At 54.6% G+C, this 17611-nt stretch carries 15 protein-coding genes; 4 read left to right on the top strand and 11 right to left on the bottom strand.

The genetic code is table 11. The features are described 5' to 3' along the window. Positions 1-18 precede the first annotated feature (18 nt). Positions 19-1155 (bottom strand): amidase domain-containing protein, encoded by a 1137-nt coding sequence (locus FLT43_RS28830; protein ID WP_087440083.1) that lies wholly within the window; start codon positions 1153-1155, stop codon positions 19-21. 166 nt (positions 1156-1321) lie between these two features. Between FLT43_RS28830 and FLT43_RS28825 the strand changes: the two genes are divergently transcribed. Next, positions 1322-2116: a divergent polysaccharide deacetylase family protein gene (locus FLT43_RS28825; protein WP_373994924.1), complete on the top strand. Its 795-nt coding sequence runs from the start codon at positions 1322-1324 to the stop codon at positions 2114-2116. A gap of 86 nt (positions 2117-2202) precedes the next feature. Here FLT43_RS28825 and FLT43_RS28820 read toward each other — a convergent pair whose 3' ends face one another. Further along, positions 2203-3381: an AI-2E family transporter gene (locus FLT43_RS28820; RefSeq protein ID WP_087440084.1), complete on the bottom strand. Its 1179-nt coding sequence runs from the start codon at positions 3379-3381 to the stop codon at positions 2203-2205. 255 nt (positions 3382-3636) lie between these two features. Here FLT43_RS28820 and FLT43_RS28815 point away from each other — a divergent pair, with 255 nt between their 5' ends. Together FLT43_RS28815 and FLT43_RS28810 are read left to right on the top strand one after the other, a co-directional pair. After that, a complete protein-coding gene (locus tag FLT43_RS28815) occupies positions 3637-4320 on the top strand; it encodes a response regulator transcription factor (RefSeq protein ID WP_087440150.1) in 684 nt (227 codons plus the stop codon). Between the two features lie 57 nt (positions 4321-4377). Next, complete coding sequence (locus tag FLT43_RS28810) at positions 4378-5814, top strand: sensor histidine kinase (RefSeq protein WP_087440085.1); 1437 nt, start codon at positions 4378-4380, stop codon at positions 5812-5814. Positions 5815-5871: 57 nt separating this feature from the next. Here FLT43_RS28810 and FLT43_RS28805 read toward each other — a convergent pair whose 3' ends face one another. From FLT43_RS28805 to FLT43_RS28790, 4 genes are all read right to left on the bottom strand, one after another. Beyond that, positions 5872-6294, bottom strand: coding sequence for a C40 family peptidase (locus tag FLT43_RS28805; protein ID WP_244193991.1), 423 nt, complete (start codon positions 6292-6294; stop codon positions 5872-5874). A 407-nt stretch (positions 6295-6701) separates the two neighbouring features. Continuing rightward, positions 6702-7544, bottom strand: coding sequence for a protein phosphatase 2C domain-containing protein (locus tag FLT43_RS28800; protein WP_087440087.1), 843 nt, complete (start codon positions 7542-7544; stop codon positions 6702-6704). A 261-nt stretch (positions 7545-7805) separates the two neighbouring features. Continuing rightward, positions 7806-8381 (bottom strand): ATP-dependent Clp endopeptidase proteolytic subunit ClpP, encoded by a 576-nt coding sequence (gene clpP / locus FLT43_RS28795; RefSeq protein ID WP_087440088.1) that lies wholly within the window; start codon positions 8379-8381, stop codon positions 7806-7808. 16 nt (positions 8382-8397) lie between these two features. After that, positions 8398-9135: an RNA polymerase sigma factor gene (locus tag FLT43_RS28790; RefSeq protein WP_087440089.1), complete on the bottom strand. Its 738-nt coding sequence runs from the start codon at positions 9133-9135 to the stop codon at positions 8398-8400. A 228-nt stretch (positions 9136-9363) separates the two neighbouring features. On the opposite strand from FLT43_RS28790, the gene cdaS reads away from it, so the two are divergent. Next, positions 9364-9996 carry a sporulation-specific diadenylate cyclase CdaS gene (gene cdaS / locus FLT43_RS28785; RefSeq protein WP_087440090.1) on the top strand — a complete coding sequence of 211 codons (633 nt, stop codon included), beginning with the start codon at positions 9364-9366 and terminating at the stop codon, positions 9994-9996. 1435 nt (positions 9997-11431) lie between these two features. Here the strand turns inward: cdaS and FLT43_RS28780 are convergent. From FLT43_RS28780 to dcuS, 5 genes are all read right to left on the bottom strand, one after another. Beyond that, a complete protein-coding gene (locus tag FLT43_RS28780; protein ID WP_087440091.1) occupies positions 11432-12043 on the bottom strand; it encodes an alpha/beta hydrolase in 612 nt (203 codons plus the stop codon). Then, positions 12040-12990 (bottom strand): ring-cleaving dioxygenase, encoded by a 951-nt coding sequence (locus FLT43_RS28775; protein WP_087440092.1) that lies wholly within the window; start codon positions 12988-12990, stop codon positions 12040-12042. The genes FLT43_RS28780 and FLT43_RS28775 overlap by 4 nt, the downstream gene beginning before the upstream one ends. 295 nt (positions 12991-13285) lie before the next feature. After that, positions 13286-14917: an SLC13 family permease gene (locus FLT43_RS28770; RefSeq protein WP_087440093.1), complete on the bottom strand. Its 1632-nt coding sequence runs from the start codon at positions 14915-14917 to the stop codon at positions 13286-13288. A gap of 161 nt (positions 14918-15078) precedes the next feature. Further along, positions 15079-15786, bottom strand: a complete 708-nt coding sequence (locus FLT43_RS28765; protein WP_244193983.1) for a response regulator — start codon at positions 15784-15786, stop codon at positions 15079-15081. 8 nt (positions 15787-15794) lie between these two features. Continuing rightward, entirely contained in the window at positions 15795-17414 is a 1620-nt protein-coding gene (gene dcuS / locus FLT43_RS28760) for a DcuS/MalK family sensor histidine kinase (protein WP_244193984.1), read from the bottom strand. Between the last annotated feature and the right edge of the window lie 197 nt (positions 17415-17611).

Genomic DNA, 17611 nt, shown 5'->3' with positions numbered 1-17611 from the left:
AAGAGATAGCGGTGCGTGTTAATCGCGGATATGGATCAGCCAGTAGCTCGTATACCGATCCCACCCCAAATCAAAGGGAACGCGGTACCGATCGGCAGTATGGGAGTTGACCAGCGGATAGCCGTAATCATCGAATCCGACGACGACCGAGAAATGATCCACGTCGCCTTTCATCTCATAACCGATCAGATCCCCGGGCTGCAGCTTCGCAATGGCTCCTGCCGGATGCTTCTCAGACGGCTTGACGACATCGGGGAACTTGCCTTTGGCGATCAACTTGCCATATCCGCTGTGCAGCAGAAAATTTTTAAAGGCATCGGTTTGAACCCATGTGCGGGATCCACCGTTGAACAAAAAATAATGCCAGCCGCCTCTCATCTTCAAGCCTCCGCCTTCTTCCGCATCGCCGATGCACTGGGAAGCGAAGTTGGTGCAGTCACCGCCCAGGCCGGTATAATCCCGATATTTCGGATTATAGCGGTGCTTGTTGCCGGCCCCCCAGGCCGCTCCGGCATATTTATTGGCATATTCGACAGCCTTCTGCCGGTTATATCTCGGCTTCCGCTTCATGTCCGATTGCGTGGAGGGCTGTTCGGTAGTGTTGAAGGACTGCCTCGGCTGCGGACGCAGCATCATATCGTCGGATTCGGGAATCAGCTTCGGGTTCTCCTCCAGCGGGTCCAGATACCATTCCCGCAGGAGCTTCCACTTGCCATCCTCCTTGATCAGCGTCATGGCATGGCGTGTACCGATCCCGAACGACTGGGGCCGAACGGCGCTGTGCGTGTAGATATAATCGAGCCGCAGAGATTCCACGACGGAAGCAGTTGCCTTATTTCCCCTAACCTTGGCCCGAATGACCCGGACATCGCTATGGGCATTAATGAATTGCACCCCTCTTCGTTCGGCCCAGGCATGAATGTAGGCGGAACGATCAACTTCATGACGGAGCGCGTGCCGGCTGCTTTTGGAAGCGGCATAATGATGGCGAATCGCCTGTTCCTCTTGATGAATCAAAAAACTCGTCCTGTCCTTGAACAACTGCTGGATATAGCCTGTCACCTCTTCATCCTTGTCTACGGAAGAAGCAGCCTCAGCTACCGTGATCCATATGCAGCATAGCGACAGCATGATGAACAACGTTTTCCTTATCATTTCGCATCTCCTTGGCAGTATTTCCACATCATAAAGGGATGAACGCAGCTTGCACTGCTATTAAGGTCTCCATACCCGTTGTTTTGATGCTGTGAAAAAATAACAGAGTGAAATTCCTTCGCGTACGCAACCTAGAAAGGAATGCATGGATAGGATGTGTGAGCAAATGATACGACACCCATTAGTGAAATCAGGCTTCCGGTACCTTATCATGCTGGCGCTCATTGTCTGTCTGCTGCCCGGAACGGCGACGGCCGGACCCGAGAAAACGGCTGTCATCGTAATCGATGATTTCGGCAATAACAGCCGCGGCACTCAGGAGGTTATGGACCTGCCCTTCAAGGTTACCGCCGCTGTGATGCCTTTTTTGAAGCATACGAAGAGCGACGCGGAGCGGGCGCATGCGGCTGGTCACGAAGTCATTGTACACATGCCGATGGAGGCGCTGGGAGGCAAAAAAGCGTGGCTCGGACCGGGAGCGATTACAACGGATTTAAGTGAGGACGAGATTCGCAAGCGGGTGCATGCCGCGATCGACAACGTGCCCCATGCGGTCGGAATGAACAATCATATGGGCTCCAAGGTGACGGTGGATCCGAGAGTGATGCGGGTCATATTGGAAGTGTGCAAGGAACGGGGCCTTTATTTCCTGGATAGCCATACGAACTTTCGGAGCATCGTGTCCAAAGTGGCGAAAGAGGTGAATATCCCCTCGTTGGAGAACCATATCTTCCTCGACGATATTCATAAATCGTCGGCGATTAAGAAGCAGTTCATGCTGATGCGGCAGCATCTGACAAACCATAATGTATGCATTGCCATTGGTCATGTCGGAAGCGCGGGGCATATTACGGCAGCCATCGTGAAGGAGCAGATGCTCCAGATGAGCCAGGAACAGATTACATTCAAAAAAGTATCGGAGGTCCTTCCGCCATCCATTCCCGCCATCCCGCATCCTTAGCCTTCGCCTGCGGCCCGTAGACCAGTTGCAATCCTGCGAGCTGGTCTACCTCGGGTCCGGGCACGGCTGCGCCGTATCGTGAACGGCTACCCCTTAACCGTTGGATCCGTTCCCGCAGGCGGCCCGTCGTACAGATGGGATCGGGCTTGGAACCAGCGGAACAGATGCGTGGCTGCGACCTTCATTACCGCATATCCAGGCACGGCCAGGATGATGCCGACGACGCCGAACAGATTGCCGGCCGTCAGGATGACGAAGATAATCGTGATTGGGTGAATCCGCAGCGTCTTGCCCATAATTTGCGGGGAAATGAACTTGCCTTCGATCAACTGGACGACCGTCCAGACCACGATCATCTTCAACAGCATGATCGGCGAAGTGACGAGCGCCACGATGAGCGCCGGCGTTATCGCGATCGCTGGCCCCAGATAAGGAACGATGCTCGTGCAGGCGGCGATAATGGCCAGAATAAGCGAATAATCAAGACCGATAATAAGATAGCCAATATAGAGAAGCATGCCGATGCAGCAGCTGATAATAATTTGCCCCCGGATATAAGAGCTGATCTGATGATTCATCTCCGTCATCACTTGCCCGGTCTGCTTGCGCAGCGCCGTCGGTAAGAACCCCAGAATATAAGCAGGGAGCTTCTTCCCGTCCTTCAGCAGGTAGAACAGAATGAACGGCACGGTCACCAGAGCGAGAATCGTCTCCGTCACGGCTCCGACGAAGCCTCCAATGCTCGACCATGTATTATTCAATAAGCTCGTGGCGCGCTCCGTTATCGTATCGAACAGCTTCTCCGTATCGAAATCGATGGTCTGCTGGAAGCGCTGAATATAATCGCTGCCGATCGAGTCGGTCAGCAGCCTCTCGATATGGGCCGCGAAGGCCGGGAAGTTCGAGACCAGCTCCATTACCTGATGACGGATGACCGGAACCACCGCTAAGACGATTATCGTAAGAAGTCCCAATATGATGAGGTAGAGCAGCAGGATCGTAAAGACCCGCTTCACTCCTTTTTCCTGCAAAAAATCTACGATCGGGTTCAACAGATAATATAACACGCCCGCCAAAATGACCGGCAGCAGGACGGTCTTGATCAAGACAAGCAGCGGATGGAAGATGAACGAGATTTTCGTCAGCAGAAAGATATTGAGGCCGATCAGCAGCAGAATCAGCAAAAACAGAACGAAGCGGTTGTTTAAAAAAAACAGTTTGAACTTGCTCATCCTCGATTGGGGTTGAGGCTGATCCATATGCATTCCCCCTTCTCCACTCCACATCATTGATTCAGTATTGACTTTTTTCTCATTGTAGCATAATGATTTCGCGAATCCTAACTCTGCTCCTGCCTGGAGATCGCCCCCCCATTAGGCGCCCGCCTTCCGAGGATGAGCATTCCCGCTCTGTCCAAGCGGGACTCCGCAGCCGTATCGATCAGCTCAGCGGCCCGGGCTCGGCATGATTGGCGGCGGTCCGGACATAATAAGGGCAAACAGGGGAAATGTGGTGATGCCATGACATCGATTCTGCTCGTGGAAGATGAACATAACGTATCCGAGTTCCTTCAGCTGGAGCTGCAGCATGAGGGCTACGATGTGACGGTGGCGCAGGACGGTGAGCAGGCGCTCGACTATTTCAGGCAGCAGGAATGGAATCTGATCCTTCTGGATTGGATGATTCCGCGCCTGAACGGCTTGGAAGTATGCCGGCGCATCCGCAAGACGAGCGACGTGCCTATCATTCTGCTTACCGCCCGGGATTATATCGGCGACAAAATCGCCGGCCTCGACACCGGGGCCGATGATTACATTACGAAGCCGTTCGAGATCGAGGAGCTGCTGGCACGCATCCGGACCGTATTGCGCCGGCATCATCCGTCATGGCATGCCGCGTCGCCGGAAGTATATCAAGTGGACAGCTTGTCGATCGATGTGAAAAAAAGACGGGTGACGCGCGAGGGCGAACAGATCGATCTCACGCAGCGGGAATTTGACCTGCTTCTCTACTTGATGGAGCATCAGGGAGAAGTTATCAGCAGGGAGCAGCTCCTGTCCGACGTCTGGGGCTATGATTTCGCCGGCGAGACGAATGTGGTCGACGTCTATATCCGCTACCTTCGCAACAAGCTGGATCGAACGTACAAGCCGAAGCTTCTTCACACTGTGCGCGGGGTCGGCTATGTGCTGCGCTTATCGTAAGGGGATGCTCTGCCGGTTCAGCCAAGGCAAGCGTCGTTGTAACGGGAGGTCATTCCGATGAAGTCTTTCTTTTCCCGTCCCCCCAAATTCGTTTCTTTGCTGCCGGATACCTTAATGTTCCGCACGACCTTGTTATACGTGCTGAGCTTGGTTGGGGTCATCATCTGGATCGGGCTCTTCATTATGGGCACCGTCAGCCATACCGTCATTCAGGATACGCGCCGGGAGCTGACCGCGGTCGAGCTTAAATTAATTGATACGCTAGAGACGCCCGCAGATAAGCAGTATCAAGATATTCTGGATGAGATGCTATATCCCGATCATGCGAATTACTACGTCCAAGTTATCGATGCATCCGGCCGTGTCCTTGCCCAATCCCGTGGCTGGTATGAGGCGTATGATACGAATCAGCAGGAAGTGAAGCTGAATTGGGTGGTCGATACGTTGAAGTGGAACGCGAAGGGCGGCCTGTTCTTCCGGGATCAGCTCGTCTGGAATCCGTTGGGCGGCGGAGAAGGAATGATTCATATTCGCGTTCAATTGAACAATGTCGAGCGCCTCCTTCAGATTATGGCCCAAGTGCTGTTCATCACCGGACTGATCAGCTCCACCGCCGGATCGTTATGGCTCTACCATGTTACGAAGAGAAATCTGGCTCCGTTGTTCGCCATCACGAACGCCGTCCGGCGCATTCAGGATCATCCGGATCTCAAGCATCGAATTCCAGTGCCGGATACGCCGCGGGAGCTGAACGATCTGGCCCGTACGCTCAATCATATGCTCGTGCAGCTGGGAGAGCAGGTCGAACGGGAGAAAAATTTCGTCTCGGACGCTTCCCACGAGCTCCGCACCCCCCTGACCGCCTTTCGGGGGTATGTCAAGCTGTTGAAGCGCTGGGGGACGAGCAACCCGGATGTTCTGAACCGCTCACTCGAAGCGTTGGATCAGGAGAGTGAACGAATGCAGCGCCTTATCACTCAGCTGCTGACGCTGGCCCGAACGGGCAGTATCACACTGAGCCGGGAGCGGATCGATCTCTCCGATACGATCCATCAAGCCATCCGTCAGCTCTGGACCGAGGAGCGCGGCATCACGCTACACGTCAACATGGACAAGGAAGCCTTCGTGGTCGGTGACGAGGACCAGCTCCGCCAGGTCGCGATCATCCTGATCGAGAATGCCATCCGCTACACGAACCCGGGAGGCTGGATTCGGGTGGAGGTGGCGCGGAACCAGGGACGCGTATGCTTCTCCGTCGCCGATTCCGGAATCGGAATTCCCGACGATGAGATCGGCAGCATATTCGATCGGTTCTACCGGGTGGACAAAGCGCGCTCCCGGGCAACCGGCGGCACCGGCCTCGGCTTATCGATTGCCAAGCAGCTGGTGAATAATCACCACGGCAGCATCACGGTAGAGAGCCGCCTCGGCGAAGGAAGCACCTTCACGGTATGCCTGCCTCCCGCTCCGCGCAGCGTCCCGAGCATGCAATAAGGCCTCCTAAAGATACGAGACTCGTATCTTCAGGAGGCCTTATCATAGCTTGTCCGGTTACAGGACGCGGCGAATCCCTGTGATGCGCTTGCCCCAATTTCCATCGAGGCTGGAGATTGTAACGCCCGGTTTGCCGTAAGTATGCAGGATTTTACCGTCTCCAATGTAAATGGCGACATGATGAACCGGAGAGTAGAAGAACACCAGATCTCCCGGCTTCATCTGGCTCTTGCTTACCTTCGTGCCGACCTTCGATTGCTGCTTCGAAGTCCGCGGCAGCTTGATGCCTTGCTTCTTGTATAGATATTGAACAAATGATGAGCAGTCAAATGCGCTCGTTATGCCGGATTTCGCTCCGAACTTATAGGGTACGCCCATATATTTTTTTCCGGTCGCAATGATGCTTTTCGCTTTGGCGCTGCTCGTGGTTGCAGTGGCCGCACTCACCGGCTGCAGCGGCATCATCACGCTCGCTGACATCAGAAATGAGACGCTCAAGCTGACACTAATTAGGATCATACCGAACTTGGCTGGTTTCAATGAAATACATCCTCCTTCAAATCGGGTTAGGCAATTCACCTGAAACCAACATAACACATAAAATTTAGCCATTATTTTCCTAATAGTGAAATGTACTCGATGCCCGTTATGTTTGCGCCGTCCGATGAGAAACCGATTAGACTTTTCTCATAAAACCCCTCTTGACAGCTCATCCCGCCCCCAGACATGACAAAACCGCCAGAATGATTCTGGCGGTCCTGTAGTGCGCGTACAGCCGTGTTGCAGCGCTGCAAGCCCGATTATTGCGCCCCTGATCCGGTATGCCGGAGAGGTGCCGTACATGCAGGCGCTCTCATTTTCCCCTCATTTTTTCTCAACATGAGCGTTCACGCCTGCGGGCTCGTCCATACGATGCCTGACTTATCATCGGATATTTTCAGCCGCGGGTTGGCGGAGCAGTCCGAATCCGCCTGTTCCCTCTCGATCAACCGCTTCGCATAAGCTTCCAGACCTTGGCGGTCGATCGCCTCCAGCATCGGTGTCCAGACGTCTTCCTGCTTGTCGGCGTCCACGCCGTGGAAGAACCCGTCCGTGACCGCATAGATCGCCGTCAGCCCGGAGCGGCTGATGCGTCCCGCCTCCATGCCGCGCTCCAATTCCGGATCTCCGTTCAAGACGGCGTAGCCGCCGCGCGCATTCGCTCTGAACCGGTTCTCGCGCTGGAATGGCAGCAGATAACGAAGAATCTCGGCCGGTTCACGAATGCCGAGCTCCAACGCCTCCTGACGCTTGTGCAGCAGCGCGCGATCGAACAGCGCTACCTGATCATGCGTCAGCCGCCGGTAGGTACCGTCTTCATATTTGGCGAAGAGCATGCAGTCGCCGGCCTGAACATATTCAATCCAGTCTTCCCGCACGCGGAACAACGCGAATGCCGCGCTCCACAGCTGCGCCTTGTCGGCTGTATTGATCCCGGCCTTCCTCATTTTCTCCCGCAGCGCGGCATTCGCCTGCATCACCATCTGTTCCAGCGGCATGCCGTCCGCTGCCTCTATCGCGTGGGCAGCGAGCAGCTGCGCGGCGATATACCCGCCCGTATAACCGGATTCGTCCCGGTAACCGCCAAGAGAGGTGGCTCCGTCGACCACCCCGTACACCTGACTCCGCTCGTTAAGGATGAGGGCGTCTTCATTCCATACTCCACTGCCTTGCAGATGACAAGATTGCATCGCTGAACTCCACTCCCATGAACAACATAGTCATAGATGTTGTCGATTCGACATCTCCGTGCCTAGAAATCTTCTCCATCATATGTCCGTTCTCCTGCTCTCGCAAGGCTTGCTCGCCTAAGGCCTGCGGATCACGGTTCGCGGCAACAACGCCTGCGGCAAAGCCCTACAGCTAAGGCCACAGCAAAGCCCCCGGTCAGCCAGTGCGACGGACACTGCCGTCTCCAGACCGGTTCCAAGGGCTTCGCCGCCTGCAATCCGCTAAGCAATAATCTTGTCGATTATCCCGTACGCGAGCGCTTCCTTCGCATCCATGAAGCGATCGCGATCCGTATCCTGCTCGATCCGCTCAATTGGCTGGCCGGTATGCCCGGACAAAATCCGGTTCACCTTCCGCCGCGTGCTCAGTATCCACTCCGCATGGATCTGGATATCGGACGCCTGACCGCGTACCCCGCCAAGCGGCTGGTGGATCATCACTTCGCTGTTGGCGAGCGACATCCGCTTGCCCTTCGCGCCGCCGGTCAGCAGCATCGCCCCGAAGCTGGCAGCCATGCCGATGCAAATGGTGGACACGTCCGGCTTGATGAACTGCATCGTATCGTAGATGGAGAATCCGGCCGTCACCGAGCCGCCCGGACTATTGATATACATCTGAATGTCCTTATCCGGATCCTCCGCTGCCAGGAACAGCAGCTGCGCAACAATCGAATTGGCCATCTGATCTTCAATCTCTCCCGATACCATGACAATCCGGTCCTTCAGCAAGCGCGAATAAATATCGTAGCTGCGTTCTCCCGCCTTGGTCTGCTCGACCACATACGGTATGAAATTCATGCAAAGGCTCCTCTCGTCAGGCCGCCATCCTCCAAGAAGATGGACGACCACCATTGGTAAGCATTCCCTGACCGCGGCTGGCGGAGCCCCCCAGGACGGCATGCAGAGAGACGACCGGCTCAACTGCGCCCTGCAGCCCCAGCTCGACGATGCGGGCGGCCTCTCCGCTCCGGAAGGCGGACAGATAGTCCTTCAGCAGCCTGTCATCCACCCCTTCGGGGACGGGAAGCTGCTCCTCTTCCGCCGGGAGCTCAGTCCGCAGGACGGATCGGGCGCGATGCAGCGCAGACTTAACCGCTCCTTCCGTCGTATGGAGCAGGGCAGCCGTCTCCGCCGCTGAATAGCCAAGCCCTTCTCTCAGCAGCAGCACGGTCCGCTGCAATGGCGGCAAATATGCCAGCAGCCAAGACATGGCGGCTTCCAGCTCCATGCCGGCATCGGGATCCGGGACTTCAATCAGATCCTGCAGCGGCTGCAGCAGCTGAAGCCGCTGCGCGCTTCTATCTTTACGAATGCGGTCGATCCAGGCATGCTTCGCCGTCCGCAGCAAATACGCTTCCGTCTGAAGCGGCTTGCCGCCCGGGCGCCGGAATACGGGGATCGCCTTAAGGCAGGCATCCTGGACCAAATCCTCCGCATCCCATGGCGAGCCGGTCAGGGACATGCAATATTTCCGCAGCGAAGGCAGCGCCTCCAGGATAGCATTATGCGCCTCGCTCGCAGAAGAAGTCTGATTGGATTTCACAAAGGCCATGGAATGGGGCCCTCCTTTGCTAATTCCTTTCGTGTTACACTACGTAAACGGCCGAACGGTCAAAAAGGATACGCATCATTTATACTAAAATTATCACATCAGGAGCTAGGTTGGAAATCGGCGGGCAGCCGTAACGGGTTGGCTAAGATGAACTTTTCTGTATAAGGAGGTCCCGGAAGGTTTACATTAACAATAACCAGAAAATCGGCAAGACAAGGAGCTAGGAGCATGGAGACGGAAAATTGCGATCTATCCATCGTCAAGCAGCAATTGAAGGAGCAGCTCAAGCAGCTCTCCGTTGATATCAGGCAGAGCCTGGAAGTCTTCGATGAATCGGACAACTGCATGCTCGGACAGTTCGAGCAGTTCCGCAAAAGCATTCTCGCGCTTGAATCGACGGCGGCCTCGTTCTATTTGAACTGTTATTTGTCCCCCTACACCGACAAATATGCCGAGTTGACGCTGAGCATTCATCATTTGTCCCAACGAAGACTCGGGGCGTTGATCGTCGTGCAGCGCCAGGATCCGCTCGATCATCTGATCCAGCCCGGGACGCCAATCGGCGCGACCTTGACCCACTCGCTGCTCGAATCCATCTTCATCTCGGGCAGCCCGCTTCATGACGGTGCCGTCGTTATCCGCGCGAACGAGATACTGTCGGCCGGCAATATATTGCCGCTCTCCATGTCGATTCCTCCCGGGTCCAGATTCGGCACGCGCCACCGGGCCGCGGCAGGCTTGAGCGAGCGCAGCGATGCGCTCGTGCTTGTCGTCTCCGAAGAATCGGGCACCGCGTCATTCGCTCTGGGCGGACGGCTGTATCCTATCTCCTCGCTTATCCCGGCGAGGGATGCCAAGTAACACAACGGGGTGTCCCCTAGGTTATGAAAAAATGGCCAGGGGAAAGGCGGAAAAGCAGCGGATACGGGAAGTAGGAGAAGATGGCACGGGCAACGCGTCGCAAAATGGATGATAGACGGTGGCAGACAACTCCGCAGAAAATAGATCAGGCGCGAAATCCTGCCTAAACGCAGGATTTTTCGCTATTTGAGCTGACTTTAGATGAAATTCCTGCAAAAGCCAGGCTGTTGAGAAAGTCCAAAGGATTTTTGGGCACTTCATCAGGACTTATCTCTCAGTAGAAAAATTTTATCTGATCGAAGTGCCTGAAAACTGTACAATGAAATGTCTATCCGATAGACGAAATCCTCAAAACTGCACGGTTTCTCAAGACACGTTGATTCAGTAGGCAAAATCCTGCACCAATACAGCAATTCGATATGGACGACTTTTCCAGAAAGCGAATCCTGTGAAACTGCAGCAATTTCACCCGTTTCTCTTCGACTTAGCTCAAAAGGGCCTAAAATGATGTAGCTGTGCAGCAATTCCTCGAAATGTGGACTCATTGAGCCGAAATTCCTGTAAAATGGCAGCAATTCACTCCACACGTTAAAACCCCAGGAGATAATGATGCCTCCAGAAGGCAATGACGCTCTGAATGCCAAGTTTCGATTAGGTACTCACCCCTCCAAAAAAACAGGGGTTTTCCAACGGCCTCAAAAGCGCATCAATTTCTCCGATTTTTGCTTTCAAGCCATTGACATGCCGGAAATTCCTGCGGTTTTGCAGGAATGCCTCTAATGGAGTAAACACCTTAAAGGAAAACTGCATATTTGCAGTATTTTCGGCAAGTTGGGCGGCGAGAACAGAGTGGCATCAGCGTGGAACAGAGAGGAGCAGCGAGAATCAATCAGCAGTCAGCAAGGAATAGCGAGTATCAATGAGCAGTCAGTAAGGAGCAGCGAGGTACAGCGAGCATCAATCAGCAGTCAGTGAGGAGCAGCAAAGGAATAGCGAGTATCAATGAGCAGTCAGTGAGGAGCAGCAAGGAACAGCGTGAATCAATGAGCAGTCAGTGAGGAGCAGCAAGGAACAGCGTGAATCAATGAGCAGTCAGAGAGGAGCAGCGAGGTACAGCCTGAATCAATGTTAATCTGAGAGAAGTCAGTCAGGATCAGTAAGGATCAGAGACTATCAGCGAGGTTCAGAGGGAAATCGGCGTGGAATCAACGTAAAATCAGGGCGGAACCAGACAGCATCATTTCAGCGGAACGAAACAAAGCGAACCAACCGTCACCTCCAATGCTTGAGCAAGGAATGAATAATTGGGCATGCCCGTCAAAACGCGGTACTCTACGTTCACAAGCTGGGGCTGTCTCACGGTAGCTTAACACTACGTAGAAGACAGCCCATGTGCTCATTCATCAATAGGCACTCCCAATACTCCCTTACGGCCTTACGGCAAAAACTTGTCGCGGAACCAGTCCGCTGCCGCCTCCGCCTCGCTAGAGGTCAATTGATGGCCGTATCGCTCCCAATGAACGGTTACGTCGGCGCCCGCTCCGCGCAGCAGTCCTTCCAGCTCCTCCGTCTCCTGCGGCGAGCAGATCGGGTCGTTCTTGCCTGCCCCGATAAAGACGGGGAGACCGCTCAGCTCAGGCAGCACGACGCCGCGGCGCGGCACCATCGGATGGTGGAGAATGGCGCCGGCCCATGCCTCTTGAATATGGAACAGCAGGCTGGCGGCGATATTCGCGCCATTGGAATATCCGACCGCCACGAGATTGCGCCGATCGAATCCGTACTGTTCCGCCGCTTGATCCAGGAAGGTGTTCACTTCTCCCGTCCGGAACAGAAGATCCTCTTCATCGAAGATGCCTTCCGCGAGCCGCCGGAAGAAGCGCGGCATCCCATTCTCCAGCACATTGCCGCGAAGGCTGAGCACCGCCGAACCCGGCGAGATCATCCGGGCCAGCGGCACCAGATCGCGCTCCGAACCGCCCGTCCCGTGCAGCAGCACCAGCGTCGGGGCCGACTCGTCCGTCCCTTTTTCATACAGATGTCTCATGCCTCTCCCTCCTTGAGCGGTCTTACTTCGATCGGCAGCAGGTTCGCTTCAATCCGGGTGCGGTGCGGCTCGAACCATTCCGGCAGCATCAGGCTCTCTCCAAGTGACTCGAACGGTTCATCGCGCATGAAGCCCGGCGGATCCGTCGCAATCTCGAACAGAATCCCGCCGCTCTCCCGGAAGTAGACGGCGTTGAAATATTGGCGGTCGACGATCGGCGTCGGATGATAGCCGCTCTGCTCCACCTTGCTCCGCCACTCCCCATGCTCCTCATAATCACGGGCCCGCCAGGCGATATGGTGCACGGTTCCTGCGCCCCCCACTCCCGGCTCCATATCCGACTTCGGAATATCGATCAGATTGCCGAGCTCCCCGGCCGCCCGGAAGCGGACGAATCCGGTATCCTCGCCGACCCGGGTCAAGCCGAGCACATGCTCCAGCACGTTCATCGTCTCGTTGGCATGCACGCTGAACAGCACCGCTCCGCCGAAGCCCTTGATCGCCTTGTCCGCCGGAATTCCGCCGAACGACCATTGGCTGGCCGGGCCTTCCTCCCGTTCCACCAGTTCCAGCCGCAAGCCTTCATTGTCTGTAAATTGCACATAATTCTCCCCGAAGCGGCGGCCTGTCATGACGGAGATGCCGAACCGTCTCAGCCGCGCTTCCCAGAAGTCCAGTGCGCCCGGCGGAACGACATACGTCGTCATGCCGACCTGGCCGCCCCCGATGCGGCCTCTGCGGGAATCCGGCCACGGGAAGAACGTAATGATCGTCCCCGGACCGCCCGCCTCGTTCCCGAAATACAAATGGTATACTTCCGGCGCATCGAAGTTAATCGTCTTCTTGACAAGCCGCAAGCCGAGAACGCCGGCATAAAAGTCAACGTTCGCCTGCGGATCCCGGGCAAAAGCGGTAATATGATGAATCCCTGCCGTCTGCAAAGTCATATGGATCTCTCCTTTTTATCTCAGTATGAATCAATTACATCAGTTAATATCTCGAATTAAAGATATTATATTTATCTCCTTCTGTCAAGTGTGCCCTGCATCCAATGCCCCCAGTCACGAAGGTTGGCACCCCCGCCTTTCCATCAGGGCCTTCACGACAGAGCATGCGCACCAAAAAACCGGCTCCGCAAAGGAACCGGTTCTGCCAACAATTATGACAAGCGGCAAATGAAAGATTTGGAGCCAAGGGCTGCACGCAACGCTCCGGCTCTTTGGCTTTTCGCAGAATAGAAACCTAGCCCTGCGCCTTGGTCAACAGATTGTCAGGAATAACGTTCAGGTCAATTCCGAAGACGATCGGCAGTAAATAATAGACGGCAAGGATAATGATGAGTGTGGCGAATACGTTAACGGAAAAACCGGCCCGGACCATGTCCATAATCTTTAATTTGCCCGTACCGAAGATGATCGCATTGGGCGGCGTGCCGACCGGAAGCATGAAGGCGCAGTTGGCCGCCATGGCGCACGGGATCATAAGAGCGAACGGATGAATGCCTAAGGCGATCGCGAGCGCGGCTACGACAGGCAAGATCATCGTCGCGGTTGCCGTATTGGACGTGAGCTCGGTCATCATCATAATGAGAAGCGTAGCGCATGAAATAATGACAATAAGATGGAAACCGTCAAGCATCGTCAACTGTTCGCCCATCCAGTCAGACAGACCGCTGGAGCGGAAGCCTGCCGCAATCGCCAGACCGCCTCCGAACAGAAGGAGCACGCCCCACGGAATGTCTTTGGAATCACTCCAATTCAAAATGCGGGAGCCTGATTCTGCTTTGGCCGGAAGGATAAACAACAGGGCTGCAGCCATAATCGCGATCATCCCGTCCGAGATGCCGGGAATGGCCATGAACCAACCGCCCTCTACCCATAAAAACTCGCGCGTGATCCACATAAAAGCGGCAAAAACGAATACGAGGCCAACCATGCCTTCTTCAAAGCTGGTTTTGCCAAGCTTGCTGCGTTCGCTCTCAATTAACTCTCTTCCGCCCGGAAGCTGGCGGATCGATGTTCTGAACTTCATTTTTCCCAAATAAAGCCACGTAAAAAAGAGCATGAGCATGACGACGGGAATGCCAAACAGCATCCACTGGGCAAAGGAGATTGTAATGCCGAACAGCTCATTCATCTGGGCGACAAGAATAATGTTAGGCGGAGTGCCGATGAGTGTTCCGAGCCCGCCGATCGTCCCTGCATAGCCGATGCCAAAAATAAGGGACTTCTCAAATTTCGGCAGCTCCTTCTCTTCCGGCTTGCCGGCCAATGTGCTCGCAATCTGGGCCGTAATCGCCAATCCCATCGGGATCATCATCATGACGGCTGCCGTATTGGATACCCACATCGACAAAAATCCGGTAGCGGCCATAAAGCCTAGCAGGATGCGCTGCGTGCTTGTCCCGATTACCGAGATAATCGACAGTGCCATTCTTTTGTGCAAATTCCACTTTTCCATCGCGGTGGCGATAAAAAAGCCGCCTAAAAACAAGAAAATAATATCGTTGCCGTAGGATGAGGCGACCACATTGCCTTGCATTGCCCCCGTGACAGGAAGCAGAATTAGCGGCAGCAGAGAAGTAGCCGGTATCGGAATCGCCTCGGTAATCCACCATGCAGCAATCCATAACGTAACGGCGAGCACGGATCTCCCTTCCGCAGACAACCCCTCGGGTTGAAAAAATAGCATCGTCAACATAAACAAAGCAGGCCCCAGCAGAAATCCGACAAGCTGAGCTGTGGCATACGGTTTGTTGGACTTGACGCCAGGTTGAACCTGAGCCGCCGCCTGGCCGGATACCGTCAATACCTCTTTCGTTCGCTTGTGCTGTGCCCACAGGCTGCGCCAAGCGGATACTACCAATTGCTTCATCATTCATCCCCCATTTGTAAGCGTTTTCGCCCAATTTTCTTACATATTTATTTATCTGTATACATTTTTTAACTAATGTCATGGCTTTTGTAACTAAAAAAAGTGCCTGGGACGAAAAAAAAGCTCGGCGCCACAGCGCACGAGCTCACCTGTCTAGTACTTTAATTGGATTTTTGCAAAATAGAAAGCACGTAATCAAGCCCTTCTGCGCTGAGCTTATACTGCTGAAGCGGGCGGCCGCTGCCTTGATAGCTGACATCGCTGAGCAGTGTGTTGCTTTCCTCCAGGAAACGGAGATATTTGCGCAGAGACACTCGTGAAATCCCTGTCAACTCGGCCAAAGCTGCCGTGGAGAACCAGCCCTCCAGCTTATTAATCTCGCGCAGGACGCGAAGAAACGTTTCTTTCGTAATCCCTTTTGGCAGGGTCTCCTCAACCCATCCTTTATTCCCGCCCCCCGGATAAAACAATGCATCAAGCTCTTCTTGCTGAATGCCATCCTTCCGCATATGGATGCATCTATACTTGTACCGCATGAGCGCCGCTTGGAACCGCTCAAAGTCAAAGGGCTTGATCAAGTAATCAACGGCTCCGTAGCGAAGAGCCGTTTGTACGGAAGCTTGGTCATTTGCAGAAGAGACCACGATAACATCAATTGCAAGGTTGGCGTTCCTTACATCGACGAGCAGATCAAGTCCATTCTTGTTCGCCATATACACATCAAGCAACACTAAATCGATTTTTCGGCTCTGCAGAATCTCCCAGCCTGCTTCGATTCCGTCGGACGTTCCCGCCAATGCGAAGCCCGGCACCTTGTCCACATACATCCCGTTGAACTTCGCTACCATCGGATCATCTTCAACAATCAAGACCTGAATCATGCCTGGTATGGAATGCGCACCGTCAATGTCATCCCGTCTCCTTTCCGCGAAGATATATGTACCGTTCCGTCTGTGTCTGCCGCCGCTGTGTGGATCAGATGCAGGCCGTACCCCCGTCCCTCCCCTTTGGTGGAATTACCTTTGCGGATCTCCCCGGCAAGCTCCTCCGCCAGACCTGGACCATTATCCCGCACCGTCCACTCCAGCCAGCCTTCCATCGTGGAAGACAGTTCAACCATGACTTCTTTGTCCTCCTGCCCGGCTATCGCTTCATAGGCGTTGTCCAGCGTATTCCCGATAATGGTGATCAGCGCGTCAAGAACATCCGGCCGCGTAATGGCCGGCCACGCTTCCCGCCCGGTCAAGGTCACTTCGACACCATGCTCTTGCAGGAAGCTGAGCTTATTCAGCAAATATCCCGCTAACACCGGGTCTTTCACATGGCTGGAGACCCAGCCCACATCCTGTTGATAATGATGGGAAATCCGCTTAATATACGCCTGAAGCTCCTTGTATGATTCCGTATGCACCATAGCGGATATGACATGAAGCTTATTCATGAACTCATGGGTGTGGACCCTCAGGCTTTCCGCATAAGTTTTGGCGCCCGACAATTGCTCCAGCATGCTCGTCAGCTCTGTTTTGTCCCGGAACGTAGCCAGTGCGCCAACCAGCTTGCCGGCAGCCTTGACAGGAACGCAGTTCACGACGATTTCCAGATTGTTCAAGGTTTGCTGCTGATCCAGCTCTATTCTTTGGTGGACCAGCACGTCCTGCAATTTGGATGCAGGCATGTAATCCCGCACATGTTGTCCAATCGGATCGGCGGGAAGCCCCGCCCGCTTGAACATATCCCGCGCGGCCCGATTGGCTACCACCATGATCCCCCGTTCATCCACAGCGACGACTCCTTCGCGAACGGAAGCGAGCATCGCTTCCTTTTCCTCCAGCAGCTTCGCGATTTCAACCGGCTCCAGGCCGTACATCGAGCGCTTGACCTTCTGCGCCAGCAGGAGCGCCCCGATCAAGCCTGCCGCCAAGCCTACCCCCATGCCGAGAAGGATGATCTGTTGACTGCGCCATACCGCGTCATTGATTTTATCCTTGGCTATCCCGACCGCCACGGCGCCAAGCTGCTCTCCTCCGTCCCAGATCGGCATAAAGGCGCGCATCGACTCTCCTAACGTACCGACTGCAACGGACGTATAACTTTTCCCTTCCAGGGCCGGCCCTTCATCTCCTCCGACAAACGTGCGGCCAATCATCTCTTCATTGGGATGAGACAGGCGAACGCTGTTCATATCCATGACGACGATGTACTCCACGTTTGTATCCGCTTTCACTTTCATCGTATACGTCTGGACGGGGCCGCCATAGGTTCCGTTGCGCAGGCTGTCCAGAATGGCCGGGGTCTGGCCGACCGCGCTTGCGATGGCTTGCGCCCTCTCCTCCTGGCTTCGCTGGGTTGCGGCCGCATAGTCGTTCGCGATAAGGATCCCGGTCAAAATGAGAGACAGAGCCACCACGATCGTTACGAGCAGCAGGATAAGCGTCTTTAATTGATAAGGCCGATTGGGCAAAAAGAATGGTTTAAGACCGTGTGCTATCTTGGTCACCTCGCGTTTTCTAGCCTATTTTGACAAAAATGGCAGCACTATATATCAATATAACGGATAGATGAAATTTGAACTAGTCCCCGATCCGCGATTGCGGCAAAAAGCACCTCCGTCGGCGCGTATCCATCCCTGCGCTTCGAAAGTGCTTCGTCAGCCCTATTCGTCTGCCTATGCGGATTTGCTATCGGATCTGACCT

The organism is Paenibacillus thiaminolyticus (genome assembly GCF_007066085.1).
Classification (GTDB): domain Bacteria; phylum Bacillota; class Bacilli; order Paenibacillales; family Paenibacillaceae; genus Paenibacillus_B; species Paenibacillus_B thiaminolyticus.
This window is presented reverse-complemented; position numbering and strand designations above follow the sequence as displayed.